Here is a 25,211-nt window from a genome sequence, read left to right as displayed (position 1 = left end):
GGTGAAAGCAGGTGCCGCCGGTTCCGATCGCGACACCGCGAAGTCCTTTCGTGTTAGGATTTGCCCCACCGGTGTTGCGAAACGGTTTCTCCGTGAGTCAGGTCGCCAGCATGTCAAAGCAGTGGTACGTCAGAACCACAAAAGGAAAGCGGGGCCCCTATTCCGCAACTCAGTTGCAACGCTACATCGACGCCGGTGCGATCGGTCCTAAAACGGGGATCGGATCGGATGACGGGAAGTGGCTTCCCGCCGGGGCGTTTCGCGGCTTGAAGTTTCCCATCGCCGTGACGGACGCCTCCGCGGATTTGGTCGATGGATCCGTCGGAGAGGACCAGATTGAATCGTCGCACTGGGTGCCCGATTCTGCGAGCGAGGAAGCGATGCTCAAGCGACAGTCGGAATTGGACAGCCGTGCCACCGAGCTTGATCGGCACGCCGACCGAATCCGTGACCGAGAAGATCAGGTCAGCCAACGCGAATCGCAACTCGATCGTCGCGAAGCTGAGCTGCGTGAACGCGAAGACGACGTGGCCGCGCGGGAGCACCAGGTGGCCCAGGTCGATGAACGTCATCGCCAGCAGACGCAAACATTGGAGGCCCAGGCGGCCCAGTGGGAGACGCGTGGCGCCGAACAGAGGACGGAAGCGGAACGGTTGGAGCATCAGCGGAAGGAATTGGAAGCCCGCGACGACCGCCTGATCGACCAGCAGCAGGAGCTGGATCGCCGCCAGGAAGAGTTGGAGAAGGCGGAATCCCACTTGTCGCAGCGGGCCGCCGAATTGGACGATCGCGAATCGTCACTGAATCAGCGGTCGGACGACCTGGATCATCGCCAGCAGTCCTTGGATCAGTCTCAGCAAGCGATTCGGGAGCCTGCCGCACAGCCGGATCGCCCCGGGGAGGAATCGGAGCCACGCGATCCAACGCCGTCGAATTTGGAAGCCAGCGTGGCACCGGAAGCCAGCGAGGCTCCGGAGGCGAGCGGGGATTCTCTGACCGGCCAAGCTGGACCGCCATCGGGCGATGCGACGCGTGTCGCTGGCGCGTCCGAGGATCTGTTGAGTGAAAAACAACACTTGTTGCAAGAGTTTGCGGCCCGTCAGTCGGCGCTGGCACGCCGCGAACAGGAGCTGATTCGGCGTGAAACCGAGCTGACGCGACGCGAGTTGGAATGGGTGCAATTGAGTGTCGGAACGGTTCGCGGCACCGATGACGACTCGGACGGTTTTGACGAGGACGCGAGCGAGCGGCCGACACACGTCGTCTCGACGCCAGAATCCGCAGGGTCCGACGCCTCCGGTCTTGTTGAGACGGCAGAGGAACGTTCCGCATCGGCGCCGATTAGCGGGCCCCCTGATCATTTGCCGCACGATCAGCGATCTCATGATCCGGTGCCTCACGATCAGCGGCCACCAGACGCAGCGTCAGCCGAGGACGACACGATCCATGACGTCGCGCAATTGTCGATTCCTCCCGACGTCATCCAAGCCAACAGCTGGGACGAATTCTCCCATCGAATCGCGAGCAATCAGACCGGTGTCGATGGCGGCGAGCTAACGAAGATCGGTTTCCGGTCCGCTCTGGAAGGGCACCGGCGAGAGGCCTATGAGCATCGGTTCGGTCCCTGCGATCAAACCCTTGTCGATAGCGATCCGGCGATGCGTGTCGATTTGTCGATTCATCTGCCGCGCGGGGATCGCGAATTCTGCACGCTGGTGACCAGCGGCATGAGCGACTACCCCATTCCGATGCCGCGCGGCCAGCGGTCGGTGCGGGCGGAACTGTTGATGTATGTTGCCCAGGTCGACGACCGCGCCATCAACGTGCTTCGCTGTGCCGCCAAAATGCCGTTCAAGCACAAGCGGGGCCTGTCAATTGGGACAACGGCGGCACTTGGTGACCTGGACGGCTGGCTGCTTGACAGCAAGCACCGCGCCTGTGTGTATCTGTTGCCAACGATCGAGGCGGATTCGAAACCGATCTCGGTGCCGGACGACGATGGCGGGCCGATCCAGCTGTTTTGGCTTGTCACGATCACGGCTGCCGAGCGCAGCGTGATCGACGGCAGCGGGATCCATAAATTCCTGCCCCTGATGCGGAAGTACCAGCATTCAGTCTGTTTCGATCCGTCGCGTGAATGTTACGTCAAACGCAAACGCTGGTTTCGTCGCTAGGCAGGGCGACAAGTCGCATGGATAGTTCCGCCGATGCGCGGCAAGTGGGGCAATCCTTCCCGGGCGGCCGAACGACCATCAATGACTGAAGTCGCGACGCGACGAAAGCCCACTGTCGTCCGTGTCAGCCGACGGAAACGGCCGCGGCTCACCCAAAGTGCCGCTTGTCCAGCGAGGCATCAGGTGCTCGCCAGCCGCATCACGAATTGCTCCAACAGAAACCGATCGCGGCCGTCGGCGCTGTGGGTTCCTTTCAATCGCAAGTCAGCGTCGAGCAACCAGGGCAGAAGCTGACTGGCCTTCGCCCGTTTCATTCGCTTCATGTCCGCAATCGCGCGGGTGATTTCGTGGGGACGGGTGATGCCGGCACTGGCCAGCGAATCTTCCAGCCGTCGACGACGCCCCGAACGTTCGGCTTGCAAGTGAGCCGCTGTGGCCAATCCCAGACGGCGGAGTGACCACGCAATTTGGGGCAGCAGGGCGATCGCCGGCTGCCCACCGGCAATCAGTTTGTCCAATTGCTTGAGCGCCTCGGCCGCGTCACCGGAGGCGATGGCTTCGGTGATTTGCCAGACGGTTTTACCTTGCCAACCCGCCACGATGTCACGAACCATCGTTTCGTCGATCGTTTCACCCGGTGGCAGGTAAAGCGACAGTTTGGCAATCTCGGTATCCAAAAATCCGATGTCATCGCCCAGCATTTCCACCAGCGCATCGGCAGCCTGATTTGCCAACTTGGTTTGGTGTCGATCGGCGACGAATCCGGTTAAAAACTTTCGGCGGACCGCGGCGGTCACTCCACTCTTCTTACCCGGTTCGCCGCTGCAGTTGACCAGCAAGTGGGACTTGTCGATCGACTTGTAGACCTTGGTGTTGGACGCCAGCGATTCCAGTTGCAGCACCAGACGGGCAGCCGAGCCGGATTTGCCGAGAAAGGCTTCCAGTTCGGTGCGATGGTTGGAAACAAATTTGTCCGCATCGCGGACCACCAACGTTCGCTTCTCCCCCATGTCGAACAAAGACGCGGTCGACAATTCGTCGTTCAGATCCATCCAGCGCGCGGTCTGACCGTCGACATCGGTCACGTCCGCCCGGCCCGTCAAGCGGGTCGTGCACCAGGACTTCAGGGTCGCGTCGCTGCCGAAGACCGCGGCCACGTCGAAGTCGACCGGGGTCTCGGAAGCGTTCTTGGTTAGCAGTTCAAAGGCATGTGTTTTGGCCATGGCGACAGGATAACAGTCCCCGGGGGAGTTGTCTTTGCGTGAGCCGCGTGGTGCCAGCTGAACAGCGTCATCTACAATCAAAAACACCGTGATTTGCAGTGCAGTGCGCGGCAAGGTGCTAGCCGCCGGTCGAATCGAGAAAACCCGCGGCTAGCGCCACGCGGCTCACCCGAAGTTCCGCAGGGGGCCATCTAGCGATCAATGTCAGGCGATCTCAACGTGGCGCTGCCAGCTAGCGGCGGCGGCGAATCCAGTCTCCGTACTGCCACCGCGATTGCCAACGATCCAGGTATGGCTGGTAATCGGGGTGATCAACCCAGTAGGAGGGCTGGGGATGATTCGCATCCACCGTTCCCGACGGATAATCTTTTCCGGCAATGCTGGCATCCACCGAAGCGAGCCAATCTTGAAGTTTCGTTTCCAGCGACTTCGCCCGTTCGGGGGCCGCGGCGGCGGCATCGTTGGCTTCGGCGACGTCTCGGCTCAGGTCGTACAGTTGGAACTGGCCCTGGGCAACGTTTTGCGACAGCAGTTTCCAATCGTTGTCGACGATCGCTGCGGCACCGCGGTATCGGAAACAGATCGGCTGGTCACGTTCAGCGTCGGCGCCCTCGGCGTCCGGGTGAAACAGTTTGGTCAGGCTGATCCCATCCCGGGGACGCTGCGGTTCAGGGTACTCGACCCCAGCGAGTTCCAAAACTGTCGGCAGGATGTCCATCACGCTGGCCGGATAACTGGAACGCCGCGGTTGGATTGTTCCGGGCCATTCCATGACGCAGGGAACCCGCAGGCCGCCCTCGAAGATGGTTCCCTTGTGTCCCCGCAGTCCACCGGTGGTGGGCGGTTCGATCTTTGGCAGTCCGCCGTTGTCGCTGCAGTACCAGAGCAGCGTGTTCTCCTGCAGACCCAGTTGCCGCAGCCCCGCGCGCAGCGTTCCCAGGCTGCGGTCCAACGCCACCAGTTCCCCGTAGTGGTGCTGGGAGTTTTCATCCAAGTCGCTGAACGCACGCCGATCGTCCTGGGAAGCTCGGAAGGGTGAATGCGGCGTGCCGTACCAGATGACATCGAAGAACGGTTGGTCGTTGCCGGCCTGCTGCCGGATGTGTGTCAGCGCCTGGTCAATAATCACGTCGGAGGAATCGCCCAGGTAGCCAACGAATTCGCCTTCCAGGCTGAGCAACGGATCTCGGTCGTAGAAGTTCGTCACCGATAGCCAATGGGAAAAGCCAAACGTCCCCGGATGGAACGGATCGCTGGCCAGAATCGGCACGCCTGGTCCCCGCAACCCGTCCAGATGCCACTTGCCGAAATGAGCCGTTTGGTAGCCCGCATCGGCCAACAACTGCGGCAGCGTGATTTCCTGGTGCCGGAGCGCATAGCCATGTTCGGGGACTCCGGCTCGCTGGCAGTTGCGCCCGGTGAGGACGGCAGCGCGCGTCGGTGAACAAACCGGAGCGCCGGCGTAGAAGCGATCCAACCGCAGGCCCGCAGCCGCCATCGCATCCAGGTGCGGTGTTTTCAGAATCGGGTGCCCGTTGTATCCGGTTTCGCCCCATCCCTGGTCATCGGCCATGACCAACACGATGTTCGGCCGCGACGCCGGTTCGGCCGCAGACAGCGCGGGACGCATGGTTGGCATCAAGGACAGCACGGTCACTCCGACCGCAAGCAGTGCGAGGCGGAGTCGCAAAGGATGCGTGATCAAGGGGCATCCGCCCGAGTGCGTCGTGACATCGGTCTGAAACATGTCGAAACCCATTCGTTGGTATGCAAAAGCGGCGTGTTTGCTTTGGCTTCGCTGGCCGCCGCCGGTGGGGTTCCCAGCGTAGCACAACCGATCGGCGGGTGGTGAAAGCAGCCGTTGGGCGCCGCTTGGCCGCTCGAATCGTTGGCGAGGGCGACTGTCGGAAGTTCAAACTCGAAAACGGCATGGGATTCGCATCGACGCCCCCGATGAGATCGACGCCCCCGATGAGATCGCATCACGGGGCGGGTGGCGTGGATCTCTCACGGTTCCGGGTCTGACGCTGAACGAGGAAAATGCCAATGTCCACGCTGATCAACCACGCGCATGATTCCTTCGAAGTTGCCGGTGACTCCGATGTCGGCAGGGTGCGGAACGAAAACCAGGATCACTACATCGTGGGGGATCTCCGTCGACAATTGGTGATTCGCGATACCGATGTCGAAGGCGAAATCGAAGACGAGATGTTCGGCTGCCAACAAGGAAGTTTGCTGGTCGTTGCCGACGGCATGGGAGGCCACGAGGCGGGAGAACGTGCCAGCCGCATCGCGGTCCAGGCGACTGCCCGCTACGTCCTGGACATGATGCGTTGGTTCCTAAAACTCTCTCCGACCGCCGAGGATGACTTCATTGACGAACTTTCCGAGTCGCTGGTCAGTGTTCAGAAAGAATTGTGGTCCGCCGGTCCCGAGGGCCATTCCATGGGGACGACGGTTACCATGGCCTACCTGCTGTGGCCAAAGATTTATGTTGTCCACGCGGGAGACAGCCGCTGCTATCAGTTGCGCGACGGCGTTCTCCGGCAATTGACGACCGACCACACGGTGGCTCAGCAGTTACTCGATTCCGGCGGGTTGAATGAATCGGATCCATCCTTGCAACACTGGCGGCACGTGTTGTGGAACTGCGTCGGCGGAAGTCGCAAGCAGGTGTCACCGGAGGCGATCCGAGCAGATCTGCGAGTCGGCGACCAGATCTTGTTGTGCAGTGACGGTTTGACGGGCATGCTCGATGACAGGACCATCCGATCCGTGCTGGAAGAAGCGGGTTCCCCCGAGGTGAAGGTGCGCCAATTGATTGATCTGGCCAATGAAGCCGGCGGAACCGACAACATCACCGCGGTGATCTGTCGGGTGGTGGGCGAAGGACCGACCGATTCCGCCGGGGCCGGGTTGGATACCACCATCTTTTAGGCATCGACTGAATTTGTCGTGCGCCGCCACTTCCAGGTAGCCACGCTCGCCAGAGCGTGGTGGTGAATCGAAGCACTTGCCGTCTGGCGACGGCAGCCATGAGCCTGAGATTCTGATGGCTGGGGCAGGTTGGATTTCACCGCATTCCGGTAGCCACGCTCGCCAGAGCGTGGTGGTCCCCCGGTGTGTCCGCCGTCTGGCGACGGCAGCTACGAGTCAGAGATTTTTATGGCTGGGGCAGGTTGGATTTCACCGCATTCCGGTAGCCACGCTCGCCAGAGCGTGGTGGTCCCCGGTGTGACCGCCCTCTGGCGACGGCAGCTACGAGTCAGAGATTTTAATGGCTGGGGCAGGTTGGATTTCACCGCATTCCGGTAGCCACGCTCGCCAGAGCGTGGTGGTCACTACAAGGCAGCCAGCAATTTGCGCAGCGAATCCAAGTCGACCGGTTTGGTCAGGTGGGCATTGAAGCCGTGTGCCAAGGCGCGATTGCGATCCTCTTCGCGTCCATAGCCGGTCATCGCGACCAGCATGGTGCGATCAAACGCGGGGTCGTTTCGGATCTGACAGGCGAGTTGGTAGCCGTTCATTTTCGGCATCGAAATGTCGGAGATGATCAGTTCGGGCCGACTTTGCCTCGCGATGGCCAAGCCCTCCGCACCGTTCTCGGCGACCTCGACGGTATGTCCCAGGGTTTGCAGCAATCGCGACAGCACGTAGCGGATGGCCCGCGTGTCTTCCACCACCAGCACGCGGAAACAACGCTCGGCCTCGATGGCAGCAGCGGACGTCAGGCAGGTGGCTCCCGGCTCACCGACTTCGACGTCACGCGGCATGCGGATCACGAAAGTGGAGCCGGTTCCCAGTCCATCGCTCTCGACACGCACACTGCCGCCGTGCAGTTCGAGCAGCCGTTTGACTAGCGTCAGGCCGATCCCAAGTCCGGCTTGTCCCCGTTCGCGTTCGATATCGTGTTGCGTGAAAAGATCGAAGACGCTGTCGATCTGGTCCGAGTCGATTCCGATCCCGTCGTCGCGGATGGCGACTTCAAACAGGCCCCCGTGGGCAAAGGTTTCCACCCAAATGGTGCCGCCAGCGGGAGTGTACTTCGCGGCGTTGTTGAGCAAGTTGGCGATCACTTGCGATAACCGTGCGCTGTCGCCGTAAACCGGCATCGGCAATTCGCCCAAGTCGACGTTCAGCGTCTGGTCGGATTGGCGGATGAAGGGCGCCGATGCTTCGATCCCCGCCAGGATGCTGTCGCGAAGATCGATGGTGCTGCGGACCAATTTGATTTTGCCACGCGTGATCCTCGACACGTCCAGCAGGTCGTCCACAATCCGGCTCAACTGCTTGACCTGACGGGTCATGATCTCACGCAGTTGATGCTCTTCTCGGAGGCTCACCTGTTCGACGCTCAGCAAATCCAACGAATTCTGGATTGGTGCCAGCGGATTGCGTAGTTCATGGGCCAGGGTGGCGAGGAATTCGTCTTTCCTTCGGTCGTTTTCCTCCAGCTCCGCTCTCGCACGCAAGTTGGCACGCAGCATATCTCGCAGCTGGTACTGTTTTCGGCGAGAGGTCAGGCAGGCACGCACCACACTCAGGAAGGTCAGGCTGTGCAGCGGCTTGTGCAACACGGTGACATTGCCGACGTCTTCCAGCGGATGTGGCAAGGATTCGTGATCGTCCGTCACAAACACCACGGGCAGGTCAGACCAACGAGGCTGTGAAGTCAGAAAATCCAGCAGTCCCGGAAACCGGTACCGACGAAACTGCTCGTGGTGGAGAACGAGGACGCCGGAGCCTCGCGCCACTTCGTTGCACAACTCCGTCATGTCGCAACAGAACTGGACGCTGATCCCTTCGCTGCTGAACAGTTGCTCGGTCAGGCGTCGGTCTCTGGGAGACAGCGGGATCATCAACACGCGTCCGTCGGCGCCGACGTCGTCGGTCCAATCGCTCAGCTCGGTCGAAAGATCTCCCATCTTGTCACCTCAGTGGCAGGCGTCGTCGATGAGTTGCTCATCTTCGCCGGTGTAAGTGGGGGATCCGCTGAGGACCGCATGAAAATCTTCCAGCGGCTGGCCGATCGTGATCCCGTCATCGGAAAACACGATCTCACGGACTGCCGTTTCATGACCGCCGGTCCGTTTCTTCATGACGCTGATCGCTTTGCGAACGCGTCCGCGGTGTTCGAAGTACCGAAGCAAGATATTGGCATCAGCCAAGTAACTCGTCTCAACGGGAGATTCAACGTCGTCGCCAATCAATCCATGCTGACTGAGCGTGATGAGGGTGCACACTCCTTTTTGGGAGAGGTAACTGAGTAGTTCGTGCAGCTGACCACGCAGGTAGTCTTCGTCGGGCATCGAATGCATCAGCCCGTTCAGGCTGTCGATGACGACAAACCGGACACCGTAGTCCTCCACACTGGTCCGAACGTGCCAAGCGAATTCGCCTGGAGAAAGCTCGGCCGAGTCCACCTGACGCATGATCAATTGGCCGGCTTCGCGAGCTTCCCGCAAGGGGATCCCGAGACCTTCGCAGCGATGAAGGAAGTTCGCCGCTGTTTCGTCAAAAACGTAGATGGCCGAGCGGGCCGGGGCAGGGGCGTCAGGCGAAGGTTGACAGGCGGCATATGCATACTGGGCGCAGATGGAACTCTTTCCGGTGCCGGCCGCGCCGATGACCAGCGTGCTGGTGCCTTTCTGGACACCGCCACCGAGTAGCGAATCCAAGGGAGGCACCCTGCTGGTCACACAACCGTGCTCGAATTCATCGGCATGTTCGGCCGCGACCAATCGGGGGAACACTTTTAAACCGCCGTGTTCGATGGTGAAGTCGTGGAAACCCGTACGGACCTGTTGACCGCGCATCTTGGAGACTTGAAGTCGACGACGGATTCGGCCGTAGGCGGGCGTCGATCGTTGCAGCTCGATCGTGCCTCGGGCCACACCCTGTAACTGCAGATCCGCACTTTCCAACCGATCGTCAATCAACAGGACGGTGCACTCCTTGGACCGGAAGTAGCTTTTCAGCGCCATCAGTTGACGACGGTACCGCAAATCGCTCTGCGACAAGTGACGCAACTCGCCGAGCGAATCGATGACGACGCGTTTGGGTTTGAAGCGTTCGAAGGACTGTGTGATTGCGTCGGTCAGCTCACCGAGTTCAATGTCCGTGGGATGGAAGATGGTCGCGGATTCATCCGTCAAGACTTCGCTGCCTGGTGAAAGATCGATCAGGTCGATTCCACTAAGATCCAGACCGTGGGAAGCCGCGACCGCACGCAATTCGGTTTCGCCTTCGGACAGCGCGATGTACAGGACCGGCTCTTCTCGCCGGACGCCCTCGAGTGCGAACTGCAAAGCCAACGTGGTCTTGCCGGCCCCCGGATCGCCTTCCACCAGCAAGAAACAATTCGGCGTGACTCCGCCGCCCAAGATATGGTCTAGTCGGTCATTGCCGATGCTGATCAATTCGCTGGCCTGTTTATCGAACCGGTCCGTCAAGGCCGCTCCGGTCGGCAGGCTCTGTCTTTGGTCATCCTCTGCTGGCATCGGTATTTCTGGCTTTTGTTCCACGCTTGACGTGTACGGGACAGGATTGACGCTCGCACCCTGGAGGTGCGGCAATGGACGCCGACGCAGGGGGCGTTCGGCCGGCGACGAATGGGCATTGGATGGACAAGCGATGTAAGAACGACGTCCACCAAGTTCTCAGCTCAGCAGCACGAGATGCAAAGACCGTGCCGGACAGGAGGGGAAGGCCAGCGGTCAACGGCAGAGTCATTGCGGCCCAACCAGTCCCATCTGCGAAATTTTTGCCCCGTAGCTGCCGTCGCCAGACGGCGGGAAGCGACGTTCTAGCGCGCGTCGCGAAACCTTTTTCAAACGAAGCGAGGCGACGAACTCAGTTCCCAAAGCCTTCTGTCCGTCGAATGAACTCCGGCTGCCCCGCCGGGTGGTAGGTAGGTCCGCGACATCCGCACAAACCCAGGTAGCAAAAGACTGAAAAACTTCAAATAATTCGGTCTGTCTGTCGACCGCCGTCTAGGCGATCAGGAATTGCTCGATGCGGCGTCAAGTGGCCGGAGGGAACGACGATTCGATGAATACTTCCTACAAAATCATTTTTGCTCATGGGGACGACGCGTCCCGCGCCGTGGTAACGGAAATGCTCAAAGTGCTTGGGCATCAATTGCAACTGGTCACCCATTCCGGGCGGGAGATGATCGCTGCGGTGAAGGAACAGCCGCCGGAATTGCTGATTTCCGGCGTGCGGCTGTCGGACATGGATGGGATCGAATCGCTTGTCGAATGCGGGAAGCAGGAACCGATCCCGTCGATCATCGTCTCGAAGGAAACCGACCAAGATAAGGTCGAAAGGGCCCTCCAGGATCATGTGATGGCTTACCTGGCCGAGCCGGTGCAGACGCACGACTTGCGGCCCGCGATTTTCCTGGTGATGCAACGGTTCTCGCAGTTTCAAGAACTTCGTGAAGAGAACGAAGAATTGCGGGAGGCGTTGCAGCTGCGCAAGTGGGTCGAACGGGCGAAGGGATTGCTGATGAAGCAACGCGATCTTGACGAGGAAGGCGCCTACAAGCAGCTCCGACGGATGGCGACCGACAAGCGGACCAAGATCGGCGAAGTGGCCAAGACGCTGGTGGAGGCCGACGAGTTGTTGAGTGAGAGCTGACGACACACTCGTACCGCCTCCGGTGTCGAGGCGAAAGGAGATCTGACAGCACTGCGATCCGTCAGTACGGCGATCCGTCAGCACTGTGTCCGTCCGCAATGCGATCCGTCAGCATCCCGTTCAAGGTTGCACCGGTGTTCGCTGTCGGTGCCGATCACGGTCGGTCGCGCGGACGATCCTGTCATAAGCCGCTTCGGTGAGTAATTCCTCCCGAATCAATCGATCGGCCACGTCAACGCTGTCTTTGACAAGGTACATCGGGACGTCGACTTCCGCCGCCTGACGGACGTATTGGTCGACTTTGGTATCGTGGTGGCTTTGCACCGACGGGTCGATGTCCCGAATGAAGATGGCTTTGATCCGGTCGGGGGCGTGACGCGCCGCCGTCGCGTACAACCGGGCGTCTTCTTGGCCGGAATCTCCAAGCAGAATGAACGACAGTCCGTCCAAGTGATCCAGCAACTGGTTGAGCTTGTCGATCTTGTGATCGTGCGTGGACTTGATGAATTTGTGTTCGTCAATCCCCAGGTCCCGCAGCAGTAGCGGTCCACGAGGGATCGCGTTGAGATCCAAGAAATCTTCCAACAGGTCATACAGGTTCCAGGGCGAACTTGAAATGTAGAAGATCGGATTCTTCAGCACCCCGTCGGTGCCGCCATCCTGCTGCATCCGCTCGTACAATTCCGCGACGCCGTCCAACGGCGCCCGCGTCCGGGCGTTCCCAAAAAACGTCAACTTGGCCATCGTCGCGATGTCCGTCGCGCCGGTGTGCAGGATGGTGTCGTCAACGTCGCTGATGATTGCGTAGCTGGCGTTCTCCGGCGTGTTCAGGAAGTTGCAGAATGCCTGATCCTGTTCCCGATTCACCCCCGGGGCGTCGATCATGTGCAATCTCGCCTGCGACCAAAAGCCGGAAACCCGCATCGATGCATGCAGCGGCAAAGTGATCCGGAAGTAGCCTTCCGAATCGCTAATGGATGTGGCGGTGACGCCCTCCACCGAGGCCTCGACGGTGATTCCCGGTACTTCATCGCTCGCGAACCGACGCATCGTTCCCACCAGGTTGTGCCACCAGCGGTCGTCATCAAAGTTGGGTTCAATCGCCGGATTGGTCAACACGCGGCCGTGGAGATGGATCGCATCTCGAGACGCATATCCCATGTAGGTCTGCAACTGGGGAACCCCCTGCCGTCCGAACCGTCGGCGAAGACGGCGGATGCCCGCATCGGCAAGGTCATCCATTCGAGACGCATTGAGCATCAACCATTTCTGCAGGTCCTGTTTCCATTTCGGCGGGGTGGTGTTGCTCATTAGATCCATGAAGAGGGGCAGCGGGCGCAGAGGACGAATCATCCAAATACGACTCGTTTGGATACAGGTCCTCTAATTCAGGGCAATCGTTTCCAGGGCAATTGTCGTGCCACCGTGCCGGAACCGCCGCACGTCGACGAGCGATCGGAGCTGGGGGAGTCAACCGAGCCCGTTAAAGTTTGTTACCGTGTTCGGACCTGAGCGTCGTCATGTCACTTCTAGAACCGCCGGATCACCCTGATGAAACGCCTTCAATTCTGTGTGCTCTTTTCGTTAGCGGCTTGGGCGACATTCGGACGGCCATCGGAATCGATCGCGGACGATGTTGTGATCGAGGATTTCGAATCTGCGTCCTATGACGGCTGGGCGTTGACCGGCGACGCTTTCGGCAAGGGACCTGCCGCGGGAACGCTGCCCGGACAGATGGACGTCTCCGGATTTCGCGGGCAACGCTTGGTCAATACGTTCCACGGTGGCGACGCCTCGGTTGGCACGGCTACCAGCCGACCCTTCACGCTGACCAAGCCTTATCTGGCGTTCCTGATCGGTGGCGGGGCGGACGCGTCGGCCGTCGGAATCGAATTGATTGTCGACGGACAACCGGTTCGCCGGGCGAGCGGAGCGGATTCGGAGTCGTTGCAGTGGCAGTCGTGGGAAGTGCGAGAGTTCGCCGAGCGTGAAGCGACGCTGCGAATCTACGATCGGGCCCGCGGCGGGTGGGGGCATGTGAATGTTGATCAGATCACGCTGGTCGATCAGCCTCCGGAGCGGTTTGATCTGCAATACAAACTGCAGCGTTACCGAACTGGCGATGACTATTACGATGAACCCTTTCGCCCGCAGGTGCATTTCAGTCCCGAAATTCACTGGATGAATGATCCCAACGGCCTGGTGTACCACAACGGGGAATACCACCTGTTCTACCAGTACAACCCCGCCGGGATTACTTGGGGTCACATGAGTTGGGGACACGCCGTCAGCCGCGACATGGTGCATTGGGAACACCTGCCGGTTGCCATCCCGGAAGTCGACGGCGTGATGGCGTTCAGCGGTTGTTGTGTGGTCGACCACCACAACACGTCGGGATTGGGTCCAGACGACGCGCCGCCGATGGTGGCCATCTACACGGGCCATGGTCACGGCAAACAGGTTCAGAATCTGGCTTACAGCAACGACAACGGTCGCAGCTGGACGCGCTACGCCGGCAACCCGGTGCTGGACATCGGCCAGTCCGATTTTCGTGATCCGAAAGTGTTTTGGCATCAGCCGACCGAACGTTGGGTGATGGTGGTGGCGTTGGCGACCGAACGGGTGATCGTGTTCTACCAATCGCCTGACCTCAAGCATTGGGAGGAGCTCAGCCGGTTCGGGCCCGCGGGCGTCGAAGGCAAGCTGAACTGGGAATGTCCGGATCTGTTTCCGCTGGAGGTCGAAAATGAACCGGGCCGGCAACTGTGGGTGTTGGAAGCCGACATGGGCAGCGGATCGATCGCCGGCGGCAGCGGCGGCGAATACTTTGTCGGTGACTTCGACGGCCAGAAATTCACGCCCATTCAGTCGGCGCGGTGGGTCGATTTCGGGCGTGACTTCTATGCACCGGTCAGCTGGTCCAACATTCCACCGTCGGACGGCCGTCGTCTCTGGATTGGTTGGTTCAATAACTGGGAGACCTGCCTGGTGCCTACTTCGCCTTGGCGGAGTTGCATGTCGGTGCCCCGGACCCTGACGCTGCATCAGGTGCCAGGGGAGGGCGGTCAGGACGTGTACACCTTAGTTCAACGCCCGATTCAAGAGCTGCGATCGCTTCGCAGTGGCCGGCGTGATCTGGACACGTCGGCGGCCAGCTGGCCGCCGGTTGCGGTCACCGCTCCGGGCGAACTGTCGGACATGAGTTTTGTGTTGAAGACAGCATTGATCCCCGGGACGGAAAGGTCTTGCGGCATTCGGCTGCGGACCGGAGCGGACGAGTTCACCGAGGTCGGATACGATCGCCAAGGTCGTGTGGTGTATGTCGACCGGCGTCGATCTGGAACGGTGGATTTCCACGAGACGTTTGCCGGTCGTCACGAAGCGCCGGTGCGAACGATCGACGGCCGAGTGACGTTGGAAATGATCGTGGATCGGTCGACCATCGAGGTCTTCATCAACGACGGGGAAGCCGTGATCAGCGACCGGATCTTCCCGAGCAGTCAGCAGCCGGTGATCGAAGTTTTCGCCGGGGGAGAGACGGCGCGATTGACGGACACCACGCTGTTTCCGCTGCGATCCATTTGGCCCGATGCCCCCACCGCCACAGCCTCCGGTGCAGAAGGCGAGTAAGCGGTGCGGAAGGCGAGTAAGCTGCGAAGCCGTGTCGCTGCCGTCGCCAGACGGCGGCGAATGACGTTTGGAACCCGTGGTTCCCGATTTTAGATGTCAGAGTCCATGTCGCTGCCGTCGCCAACCACTTCGCGGCCGGATCATTGAGGCCGGAAGCCTAAGATCCTGGCACGCGGCGCCAGCCCTTCGGTGGCAATCGGCTGATCCAGCAAGTAGCTCCCGACGTTGCCGGCCTGGTCGGTGGCGTCGATTCGCAGGTAGATCTGCGGCGGCAATTTGGGATCGGCCGGCCAGACATACAGGCCTTCGTTGCGGAGTCCGGCGGCGATGGTGGTCCACGGTCCGGAGGCGGAGTCGCTGAAGGCCAGCGCGATGGGACGTTCGGACATGTTCTTGTCACTGCACTGATAGCGGATCACCAGGGATCCCGTCCGATCACCCTCGCCGTAGCGTGCCGACGTGATCTTGATCTCCGGAAGGGTTTGGTCGACGACCACGGCGATGTCCGGCGGGTCACCGGCAAGCGGGCGCGGGCTGGCCAATCCGTTCTTGCCAAGCACGACGACTTTGAAGGCGAAGATGCCTTCGCCCTTGGTCTTGATATCGAACGGGCTGGTTCGGTCCGCATCGACGCCCCAGCGTTTCCATGTCTGGCCACCATCGGTGCTGCCATAAAGCTCGATCGCGTCCACGCCCGCGGCGCCGACGGCTTCCAGTTCGTATTCCAAGCTGAACAGGTTCGAATCACTGAAGCGGAACGGCACCGTTCGGGCAAGCTGCGCCAGATCAAATCGAGTTTGTTGATCGCGACCGATCTGTTCGGCACGCTCGGCGCGATAGCGGCGCCGGTCTTCCGGGGTCTCGCTGGGGGCTGGCGTCGGGATCGTTTCGGTCTCCACCGATCCGGCGGATTCGGCAGACGACAGCGGGCGCATCGCTTCGGACAGACTGCGTGGGCGATCCGGATCGGCGGCCGGTGTGGGAATCGATTCGGGGGCGGCTTCCGTCGCTTTGGCTGCCGCGAACGTTTTCGGTCCGGTGAGTTGTGGTTGGCCGGAATCGTCTGGTGAGCCGAAAGACTGGTGGACCGATGGCGGCCCGAACGTCGAGGGTGACTTTGCGGGATTCATCGGTTTGGCTCCGGCCGGATGAAACGATCCCGGCGGCGTCGTGCTGCCCGAATCCATCCCCAGGACTTCCAGTCCGCGCGGTGTGGTTTTTGCGCTCAGCCCCGCCGACGGCAGGCTAAGCGATTGGGGCGACTGCGGCTGGCCGGAGGTCTTTCCCGCGGGCTGGGCTTGAGGGGACGTTCGCCCGAATCCGAATCCGGATCCGAAGGAAAGGTCGCGCGACGAACGACGGTTGGCCGTCGGTCCTGTCCCATCGGTCGAATCCGTCTGGGAAGGATTTGTCGGAACAGGGGCTCCGTCATCACGCAAGTCCGATGCGCCGGAGAACCCCGGTCCGGTCGACGGCTGAGCATTTTCGGGGACGTCGCGTGGAACCAGTTGAGGACCGATCAGCATCGCCGGCGGATCGCTGGGGCCGGCGGCCGTGTGCACCCGCAAGCGATTCGAGGATCCCGTCACGCCAGGGTTCCGGTCGGACTCGGGGACTTCGGTGGGCGTCGGTTCGTCGGCCGAAGCCGGTTGCGTTTGGGCAATACGTGGGCGGCGAAACGTCTTCGATTCGACCGAGGCATTGCCCAGCGAATCGACGGCGGTCACGTGAATGGGCAATTGCTGCCAACGCTCGGTCGGTCGGACCTTGAACCGCCCCTGGTCGTCCACGGCGTCGTTGGGAATGGTTTTCCATTGCGGAGCGACGTCGGTGGCGTACAGGATTCGCAAGGTGGCCACCTTCTGAGGATCATCCAACTGCAGCGTGACGGCAAGCTGTCCGGAGATGTCGGCTTCGCCGCGGATGGCAATCTGCGGTCCGGCGGTGTCCACCACCACCCGCTGTTGCACCGTCAGTTCGGGCGGGTCGTCGGCGGCATAGACCAGATCGGTCGCCGTGGCGAACCAGAATTCGCCGTCGCTGGGAGCCTGGTAATGAAACTGCGACGTCGTGATGGGTTCTTCGGTGACAGTCCGCCAGGTTTGTCCGCGATCGGTCGAGACATACAATCGGACACGGGTTGCCTTCGACCCGGCGTCACGTTGGAATGGAAGCTCGAACACGCGGGAGGCAAGTTTGACGGCTTCCGGTGGCACGGCTCCCGTGGCATCGCTCGCCCGAACCGTCGCCTGACACCAGACACTGGCAGCCAGGATTGCGACCAGAGCGGTTTTGCCGGGTGGGTGCATCGAACACGTCCGAGTGGAATCAGCGGGGGTAGACCTCCTCTTCGGCTTCGGCAATTTGGGGTCCGCTACTTGAGCAGCCGACGGTAAAAAGCGATCCGCCCACCGCCACCGTGAGCGAGTATTTCGGGAAGCGGCGGTTCGTCCACCCCTCCTGCGGCTTCGTCGCCGTTCGCTCCTCCCAAGCACAACGGATTTAAATGTGGGGAGATCCTTGGGCCCCGTGATCCGCGGGGACGGCCGCTCTCGGAGCGTGAAACTTGCGTGGGAAACTGGCGCCCGGCGCGGCGTCGATTCGTGACAAGAGAATTCAATTCATGATTCAGTATCAATACGACGTGATCGTCATTGGAGCCGGGCATGCCGGGACCGAAGCGGCCGCGGCAGCGGCGCGTCTGGGCGCCAGCACGGTGTTGTTGACCACCAATTTGGATACGGTCGGCCAAATGTCGTGCAATCCGGCCATCGGCGGCGTCGCCAAGGGACAGATCGTGCGCGAAGTCGATGCGCTCGGCGGGTTGATGGGAGAGGCCATCGACCGGACCGGGATCCAGTTTCGGTTGCTCAATTGCCGCAAGGGTCCGGCGATGCACAGCCCCCGCGCGCAGGCCGACAAGAAAGCCTACCAGCAGTACATCAAGCATCGCATCGAGCTGCAGGAGGATTTGGATCTGCGTCAGGAAACGGTCGAGGACCTGTTGACCGAGCAGGCCGGCGGCGAAACAAAAGTCGTGGGGGTGCGTGTTCGGGGTGACGCCGAGTATCGAGCGCCGGCGATCATCTTGACCACCGGAACGTTTCTGTCGGCCATCATGCACACCGGGGATGCCAAGACGGCCGGCGGCCGAGCCGGTGAAGGAACGACCACGGGCATCAGCGCAGCGCTGAACCGGTTGGGGTTTGAAATCGATCGCTTCAAGACCGGCACGCCGGCGCGGCTGAACCGCCGAACAATCGATTACAAAAGCCTGGACGAGCAGCCCGGCGATGACGTGCCCCAGCCGTTTTCGTTTTTGAACGATACGTTGAACCTGACGCAGGTTCCCTGTCACATCGCAATGACCAACGTGGCGGTTCATGATTTGATCCGCGCCAATCTGCACCGGGCGCCGATGTACAGCGGGCAAATCAATTCACGCGGTCCGCGCTACTGTCCATCGATCGAAGACAAGGTGGTGCGTTTCGCTGACAAAGACGCTCACCAATTGTTCCTGGAACCCGAGGGGCATCACACCGAAGAAGTCTACGTCAATGGGATCTCCACCAGTCTGCCCCGCGATGTCCAGGACCAAATGTTTCGGCTGATCCCGGGATTGGAGAACGCCACCATCATGCGCTACGGCTATGCGGTGGAGTACGACTATTGCCCGCCGACACAGCTGTGGCCGCACCTGGAATCCAAACGCGTCGAGGGCTTGTACTTGGCCGGGCAGATCAACGGGACAACCGGCTACGAGGAAGCCGCCGGACAGGGTTTGATCGCCGGGACCAACGCGGCGCGCCGTATTGCCGGGCAAGCCCCGTGGGTGCCTTCGCGCGACCAGGCTTACATTGGTGTGCTGGTCGATGATCTGGTCACCAGCGGCACCGATGAACCCTATCGGATGTTCACAAGCCGGGCCGAGTATCGACTGCTGTTGCGCCAGGACAACGCCGATCGACGATTGACACCCGACGCGGACAAGTTGGGATTGATCGATTCGCAACGCCGTGAACGCTTCGCCGACAAACTGGATCAAATGGATCGTGCGCTGGAACAGTTGCGGAGCGTGAAAGTGTCCACCGCGAAAGGCGATGTGGCGGGCGATGTCTACCTCCGCCGCCCCGAGGTCGATTGGTCACGGATGTGCGAAATCGTCCCGGAACTGGTGGCCATCGGACCCCAAGCTGCCCAGCAGGTGGTGTACGACATCAAGTATGAGGGCTATGTCAGCCGGCAGAAAAATGAAGTCCAGCGGCAGCAGCGAATGCTCAAGAAAAAGATCCCCGGAACCTTCGACTACGCCACGATCACTGCCATGCGCAGCGAGGCGCGCGAAAAGCTCAGCGAGATCCGACCGATCACGCTGGGCCAGGCCCAACGGATCAGCGGCATCACGCCGGCCGACATCGCACTGCTGCTGGCCTACCTGGAAGCGGGGCGCTGAATTGCATGGATGCGGGGCATTGGCTTACCTGGATGTGGGGCATTGGGGCCCCAAGCTGATCTTGACGTCGGCGGTCAACGCGTTAAGATTCGCAGGTCGGGCAAGCTTGGCAAGCTTGAAGGTTTCGGAGTTTGCTGCTACCTGCGTTTTTGACACAACTTGGCACTGAAATGCTCTTGTGCGGAAGCGTGGGGGTCTTGCTAAAAGACGCATGTCGTGCGGGTCGAGTGACCCACACAGGATGTTGGCGATTGCTAGCATCAAATTTGACATGCACCTGGGCAGGGCGATGAGCGGCTTGTCCACGACAACGCACAGGTTGGGAAACGGCTCGTCCTGCAGGGAGGATGGTTTCTGCGATGACCACCAAGACGGTCTTTACGACAGGCGAAGCGGCCAAGATTTGCAAAGTCAGCCAGCAAACGATCATTCGTTGCTTTGACAATGGCTCGCTGAAAGGATTTCGGGTCCCCGGAAGTAAGTTCCGGCGGATCCCTCGTGAACAGCTTTACCTGTTCATGAAAGACAACGGCATTCCGACCGACGCTCTGGAAAGCGGCAAGAAAAAGCTGTTGATCGTTGACGACGACCAGGATCTGGTGGAGTTGATGAAAGACGGCTTTGAACGCGACGGTCGGTTTGACATTCGGACGGCCAACAACGGTTTCGACGCCGGCATGGGCGTCAAAGAGTTTCGGCCGGACCTGGTCGTGTTGGACGTGATGTTGCCAGACATCAATGGGAAAGAAGTGTGCCAGCGGGTGCGCAGCGATCCGGCTTTGGACATGGTGAAAATCCTGTGCATTTCCGGAATGGTCGAGCACAGCAAGGTGGACGCGTTGAAGGCGGCCGGCGCGAACGACTTCATGCAGAAGCCGTTTGCCATCGATGACCTTGTGGTGCGGGCTTGCGACTTGCTGGAAATGGAACGCAACGTCCCGAACTGAATTTCGACGACGGACGGCGTCGTCCGCGACTCCCGCGTGTTGGCGGGAAACGGCATCACGAATCACCGGAGCGGTGTTCCGCTCCGGTGGCGTCGTTTTTGATCGTGTGTCTTTGTCACCCGGGGGGAACATCCCGGTCAGCAGGTTCCCCGTTGCGGTCGGGTCGATTGGGTTTGCCCGTCGGCATTGCTTTCTGGACCTCCCTCATGACGTTTCGAACGAATTCGGGATGAACGCGGTGACCAGTCTCCGCCACCACGCCAAAGATCCGTCGGTCCCCGGTGACCTGGGATGGTGGGGTGTGCTGCCGCCGCTGAAGTTCTCCGGCGGACGTTGGTGGTTGCCTTTGTCCGACCGGGCGTTGACGACACTGACGTCAGCGATGCTGGATCGGGACGCCGCGGGTTCGGACCGAATGGAGCTGATCACGTCGGCGTCGTCGGTGCGGATCGGCGAGGTTGCGGCAACGTTGCGTCGGGATCCTCCGCTGCTGATGTTCGCCCTGGCACACTGGAGCGGCGGGCAATTTGTCGCCGCGACCGATCTTGCCCAGTGGCTGATCGAGTCCTCCTGCGATTTGTTTTCCGGCGGCGAGTGGCTGTTGGCGGCACCGAGAATCACGGCGATTGACCAGCGTCGTTGGTCACGTTTGATGTCGCGCTGTTGGCGGTTGCAACCGAGCGAGTGGGTCGACCAGGCCAGGGACTGGTTGGAAGTCTTGGGGCCGGAAGTTCCCGAGGACTGGTTGCGGACCTGGCCTTCCATCCTGTGGGATGATCCGGATCAGGACGACGTGCCGTTGCGGGGCAGCATGCTGTTGCAGTCGCTTGCCGAGAGGCAACTTCAGCGGTCGGCGATCGACGGCGCGTTCAGCGAGGTCTTGGAGCGACGCAATCGAGAATCGGCACAGCAACTCGCGTATGGGTTGAGCCACGAAATCAACAATCCGTTGGCGAACATTTCCGCCCGGGCTCAGCAACTTCAACAGGGCGAAGCGGATCCACAGCGAGCCCAATCGCTGGCCCAGATCGTCCAGCAGGTGTACCGGGCCCACGAAATGATCGCGGGACTGATGTTCTACGCCAATCCGCCGGAACCGAATCCGGACGCCGTGGATTTGAACGCGGTGGTCCGGGACGCCGTCGACGATTTTGCCGAGCAGGCCGAGGAACAGGAGATTCAGATTGAATTGGAACCGTTCTCGGGACCGGCGACCGTCCAGGCCGATCGTGCAATGGTGTTGGAAGCGGTTCGAGTATTGATCCGAAACGCCGTTGAGGCGGTGGGCGAAGCGGGCACGGTGGTCGTCACTTTACGGCCGGCCGAATTCCCCGACCCGTCGGAGCCGTCCGGCCGTTCCGACCCCTCCGGTCATTCTGGGCCGTGGGAGATCCGCGTCGCCGATAGCGGTCCAGGGTTGGATCCCCAGGCCGCTCGCCACGCGTTCGATCCGTTCTACAGCGGCCGCGAGGCCGGCCGAGGGCTGGGGCTGGGGCTTTGCCGCGCGTATCGGATCGCGGCGTTGCACGACGCGACGATCGAGCTTTCCGCGGGCCTGGCCGGTTGTGTCGCCAGATTGGTTTTGCGCTAAACGGGGCGGCCGATCGGGCCGTCCGCGTCGCTGTGGTGGGCGTGTTTAGACCGGTAGGCGATTGTCCGGCGATGGCCGATAATCCTTCTCTGCCCGGTTTCTTTGGTCCCACGAGTTTCGTCCACATGCTTGATTCTGCTTTGGAATTGCTGCGGTTGCAGTCCGCCGGAGAGGTTTCCGCGGTTGAAATCGCTCAGAAGGCGCTGGATGCCATCGAGGCGTCCCAGCCCCGCCACCACTCGTTCACCTTTGTTGACCGGGAAGGTGCCCTGCGAGTCGCCAAGTCGGTCGACCAGCGCCGCGCCGCGGGCGAGGACCTGGGGCCGCTGGCCGGGGTGCCCGTGGCGGTCAAGGATGTGCTGTGCACGCAGGACATGCCGACAACCTGTTCCTCCGAAATGCTGCGTGATTTCCGCCCTCCTTATGACGCGACCGTGGTTGAGCGTTTGCGGCGGGCCGACGCGGTGATCGTGGGTAAGACCAACATGGACGAATTTGCCATGGGGGCCAGCACCGAGACCAGCGCGTTTGGCATCACGCGAAATCCTTGGGATACCGATCGGACTCCGGGCGGCAGCAGTGGTGGGGCGGCGGCGGCGGTCGCCGCCGGCACGGTCCCGCTGAGCCTGGGGACGGACACCGGCGGATCGATCCGCCAGCCGAGTGCGTTTTGCGGTGTCACGGGTTTGAAGCCCACCTACGGTCGCGTCAGCCGGTACGGATTGGTCGCCTTTGCCAGCAGTCTGGATCAGGTCGGTCCGATTGCCTGGTCGGCTGATGAATGCGCCTTGTTGCTGTACACGATTGCCGGGTTCGAGCCTCGGGATTCTACTTCCCTCGATCAGCCGGTCCCGGATTACGCCGCGGCGACCAAGTCGAAAGACCTCCGCGGGTTGAAGATCGGCCTGCTTCGCGAATCGTTGGATGCCGAGGGGATCAGCCATTCGGTCCGAGCGGCGGTGCGGGATGCGATCAAGGTTCTGGCCGATTTGGGGGCGGAAATCATCGACGTGGAGTTGCCGCATCGCGAGTATTGGGTGCCGACCTACTACGTGATCGCGCCCAGCGAGGCCAGCAGCAATCTGTCGCGTTATGACGGCGCCCATTACGGCCACCGTGCCAGCGAGGGCGTGACAGATCTGTTGTCGATGTATTGCCGCAGCCGCGCCGAGGGCTTCGGCGACGAAGTGAAACGGCGGATCATGGTGGGCACGTACGCACTGAGCGAAGGCTATGCGGACGAGTATTACAACAAGGCGTTGAAAGTCCGGCGGTTGATCCGTGGCGATTACGATGCGGCCTTCTCTCAAGTCGACCTGTTGCTGGGCCCGGTGACGCCGACCCCGGCGTTCAAATTGGGAGAGAAGGTCGACGATCCGATTCAGATGTATCTGTGCGACCTGTTCACGGTGGGAGCCAATCTGGCAGGCGTCCCTGCGATTTCTTTGCCCGGCGGGTTTGACGAGCAGGGACTTCCCGTCGGCATCCAGCTGCAAGGACCACCCTTGGAGGAAGGCCGGTTGTTGTTCGTCGCGTCCGCTTTCCAATCGGCGACCGATCATCACACGCGGCGGCCGACGCCTTGATCCGATCGACACCATGACCCGGCCGCCGGATCCGGGCTGCACAAACGGCCGACTGTCCGCGGCGTTTTCTTGATTACCTTGACTTCTCCCGCTCCCACAAAACCTTTCACGATGTCCAAGCTTTCCACGACGACCATCATCGGTTTGGAAGTGCACGTCCAACTCAAGACCGAATCGAAGTTGTTCTGTGGGTGCAGCACGCAATTTGGTCGCCCGCCCAACACACAAGTCTGTCCGGTTTGCCTGGGGCTTCCGGGGGCCCTTCCGGTGATCAACGAAGCGGCCGTCGAACTGGCGGTGCGCGCGGGGTTGGCGATCAATTGCAGTATCCCCCCGATGACCAAGTGGGATCGCAAGCAATACTTCTATCCCGATCTTCCCAAGGGCTATCAGATCAGCCAGTTTGATTTGCCAATCTGCGCCGACGGCTTCCTGGAAATCACCGATCCGGCCGACCCGGACGCGACCCGGCGAATCGGGATCATTCGTGCGCACCTGGAAGAGGATGCGGGCAAGAGCTTGCATGATGAGGCATCCGGAAGGGGCGACAGCCGGATCGACCTGAATCGCTGTGGGACGCCACTGCTGGAGATCGTCAGCGAACCCGATCTGCGGACTGCCGAAGAAGCGCTTGCGTACCTGACGAAATTGAAAGAGACGATGACCCACCTGGGCGTGTCGGACTGCGAGATGCAGGAGGGAAGTTTGCGGGTGGATGCGAACGTGAACTTGCACATCGAGCAGGACGAACACGTCATCGCCACTCCGATTGTGGAAGTGAAAAACATGAACAGCTTTCGAAGTGTTGCCGGCGCGCTGCACTTTGAAGCCGAGCGTCAATTGGCCGAGTGGCAGGAGACGGGCCAAACGATCAAGACGCGCGGCAAACGCACGTTCGGCTGGGACGACGTCAAAGAGGTCACCTACCCGCAACGTGAGAAAGAGGAATCGGCTGATTATCGTTATTTCCCCTGTCCCGATCTGTTGCCGATTCGGATCCCCCGTGAACGGGTCGAGCAGTTGCGGCAGTCGCTGGGAGAAACGCCCGACGAAGCCCGGCAGCGGTTGCAATCGCAGCACGGGATTTCCATCTATGACGCTGATGTGATCGTGTCGCAAGGACCGGCCATGGTCCAATACTTTGACACCGCCGCGATGACGTCTGGTGATGGCAAACGCGCCAGCAGTTGGGTGCAGCAGGACGTGATGCGGACGCTGAAAGAGCAGGGCACCGACGTCGAATCGTTCGGCGTGGCGGCGGAGCAGCTGGGCGAGTTGCTTGCCAAAGTCGATGCCGGCGATCTGACCAACGACCGGGCCCGCGACGTGTTCAAACATCTGGCGGCACACGATGCCTCGGTGGACGAGGCGATCAAAGCTCTGGGCATCGAGTCGGTGGACTCGTCGGAGATCGAATCGCTTGTCGCCGAACTGCTGCAGGCCAACCCGAAGGTGGTCGAGGACGTCAAAGGCGGCAACACCAAAGCCGTCGGTGCGTTGATCGGCCAGGCCCGGAAGCGCAATCCCAACGCCAATCCCCAACTGGTTCGCGAAGTCGCCCTGCGTCAGATCGAAGCGTCCTAGCTGGACCGCGCTACTCGGGGCTTGCTCGTCACGAGGTTGACGTAGCTACCGTCGCCAGACGGTGGCGATGCCTTCTGTTCCACGCTCTGGCGAGCGTGCCTACGGCAGATGGCAGATCAGGTAGCTACCGTCGCCAGACGGTGGCCGGCGCGGTGTGGACCATGCTCTGGCGAGCGTGCCTACGGCAGATGGCAGATCAGGTAGCTACCGTCGCCAGACGGTGGCCGGCGCGGTGCAGACCACGCTCTGGCGAACGTGGCTACCCTCATAGACACGCCGTCTGGCTGGACAGGCCCCGGCTACCTGGCTCGGTTCGCGCTGCGGTGGTGTTTGCTGCCTGCTAGGATGGAAATGTTCGGAATGTCATCGACGACCGAGCGAC

General features: G+C 61.1%; 15 protein-coding genes. 9 read left to right on the top strand and 6 right to left on the bottom strand.

Going from position 1 to position 25,211, the window contains the following annotated elements:
• Nucleotides 1-50 precede the first annotated feature (50 nt).
• On the top strand, nt 51-2,174 hold the full coding sequence (locus FYK55_RS09250) for a suppressor of fused domain protein (protein ID WP_161604392.1): 2,124 nt from the start codon (nt 51-53) through the stop codon (nt 2,172-2,174).
• Nucleotides 2,175-2,353: 179 nt separating this feature from the next.
• Here FYK55_RS09250 and holA read toward each other — a convergent pair whose 3' ends face one another.
• Complete coding sequence (gene holA, locus FYK55_RS09245; RefSeq protein WP_150076111.1) at nt 2,354-3,397, bottom strand: DNA polymerase III subunit delta; 1,044 nt, start codon at nt 3,395-3,397, stop codon at nt 2,354-2,356.
• Nucleotides 3,398-3,629: 232 nt separating this feature from the next.
• Complete coding sequence (locus FYK55_RS09240; protein ID WP_235908548.1) at nt 3,630-5,144, bottom strand: sulfatase family protein; 1,515 nt, start codon at nt 5,142-5,144, stop codon at nt 3,630-3,632.
• Nucleotides 5,145-5,443: 299 nt separating this feature from the next.
• On the opposite strand from FYK55_RS09240, the gene FYK55_RS09235 reads away from it, so the two are divergent.
• A complete protein-coding gene (locus FYK55_RS09235) occupies nt 5,444-6,334 on the top strand; it encodes a PP2C family protein-serine/threonine phosphatase (protein ID WP_161604391.1) in 891 nt (296 codons plus the stop codon).
• A gap of 404 nt (nt 6,335-6,738) precedes the next feature.
• On the opposite strand, the gene FYK55_RS09230 is transcribed toward FYK55_RS09235, so the two are convergent.
• Nucleotides 6,739-8,322, bottom strand: a complete 1,584-nt coding sequence (locus tag FYK55_RS09230) for an ATP-binding response regulator (RefSeq protein WP_150076109.1) — start codon at nt 8,320-8,322, stop codon at nt 6,739-6,741.
• A gap of 9 nt (nt 8,323-8,331) precedes the next feature.
• Nucleotides 8,332-9,897 (bottom strand): ATPase domain-containing protein, encoded by a 1,566-nt coding sequence (locus tag FYK55_RS09225; protein ID WP_150076108.1) that lies wholly within the window; start codon nt 9,895-9,897, stop codon nt 8,332-8,334.
• Nucleotides 9,898-10,447: 550 nt separating this feature from the next.
• Between FYK55_RS09225 and FYK55_RS09220 the strand changes: the two genes are divergently transcribed.
• Complete coding sequence (locus tag FYK55_RS09220) at nt 10,448-11,038, top strand: ANTAR domain-containing response regulator (protein ID WP_161604390.1); 591 nt, start codon at nt 10,448-10,450, stop codon at nt 11,036-11,038.
• A gap of 120 nt (nt 11,039-11,158) precedes the next feature.
• On the opposite strand, the gene FYK55_RS09215 is transcribed toward FYK55_RS09220, so the two are convergent.
• A complete protein-coding gene (locus FYK55_RS09215; protein WP_150076106.1) occupies nt 11,159-12,349 on the bottom strand; it encodes an App1 family protein in 1,191 nt (396 codons plus the stop codon).
• Between the two features lie 240 nt (nt 12,350-12,589).
• Here FYK55_RS09215 and FYK55_RS09210 point away from each other — a divergent pair, with 240 nt between their 5' ends.
• Nucleotides 12,590-14,668, top strand: a complete 2,079-nt coding sequence (locus FYK55_RS09210) for a glycoside hydrolase family 32 protein (protein WP_150076105.1) — start codon at nt 12,590-12,592, stop codon at nt 14,666-14,668.
• 140 nt (nt 14,669-14,808) lie between these two features.
• On the opposite strand, the gene FYK55_RS09205 is transcribed toward FYK55_RS09210, so the two are convergent.
• A complete protein-coding gene (locus FYK55_RS09205; protein WP_150076104.1) occupies nt 14,809-16,977 on the bottom strand; it encodes a hypothetical protein in 2,169 nt (722 codons plus the stop codon).
• A gap of 314 nt (nt 16,978-17,291) precedes the next feature.
• On the opposite strand from FYK55_RS09205, the gene mnmG reads away from it, so the two are divergent.
• The 5 genes from mnmG (at nt 17,292) to gatB (ending at nt 24,829) form a co-directional block, all read left to right on the top strand.
• Complete coding sequence (gene mnmG / locus FYK55_RS09200) at nt 17,292-19,121, top strand: tRNA uridine-5-carboxymethylaminomethyl(34) synthesis enzyme MnmG (RefSeq protein WP_150076103.1); 1,830 nt, start codon at nt 17,292-17,294, stop codon at nt 19,119-19,121.
• Between the two features lie 359 nt (nt 19,122-19,480).
• Nucleotides 19,481-20,068 carry a response regulator gene (locus tag FYK55_RS09195; RefSeq protein ID WP_201743662.1) on the top strand — a complete coding sequence of 196 codons (588 nt, stop codon included), beginning with the start codon at nt 19,481-19,483 and terminating at the stop codon, nt 20,066-20,068.
• 229 nt (nt 20,069-20,297) lie between these two features.
• A complete protein-coding gene (locus tag FYK55_RS09190) occupies nt 20,298-21,659 on the top strand; it encodes a sensor histidine kinase (protein ID WP_161604389.1) in 1,362 nt (453 codons plus the stop codon).
• Nucleotides 21,660-21,784: 125 nt separating this feature from the next.
• Nucleotides 21,785-23,245 (top strand): Asp-tRNA(Asn)/Glu-tRNA(Gln) amidotransferase subunit GatA, encoded by a 1,461-nt coding sequence (gatA, locus tag FYK55_RS09185; RefSeq protein WP_150076100.1) that lies wholly within the window; start codon nt 21,785-21,787, stop codon nt 23,243-23,245.
• Between the two features lie 111 nt (nt 23,246-23,356).
• Nucleotides 23,357-24,829 (top strand): Asp-tRNA(Asn)/Glu-tRNA(Gln) amidotransferase subunit GatB, encoded by a 1,473-nt coding sequence (gene gatB, locus FYK55_RS09180; protein ID WP_150076099.1) that lies wholly within the window; start codon nt 23,357-23,359, stop codon nt 24,827-24,829.
• Nucleotides 24,830-25,211 lie beyond the last annotated feature (382 nt).

Source organism: Roseiconus nitratireducens (assembly GCF_008629675.1).
Classification (GTDB): Bacteria; Planctomycetota; Planctomycetia; order Pirellulales; family Pirellulaceae; genus Stieleria; species Stieleria nitratireducens.
This window is presented reverse-complemented; position numbering and strand designations above follow the sequence as displayed.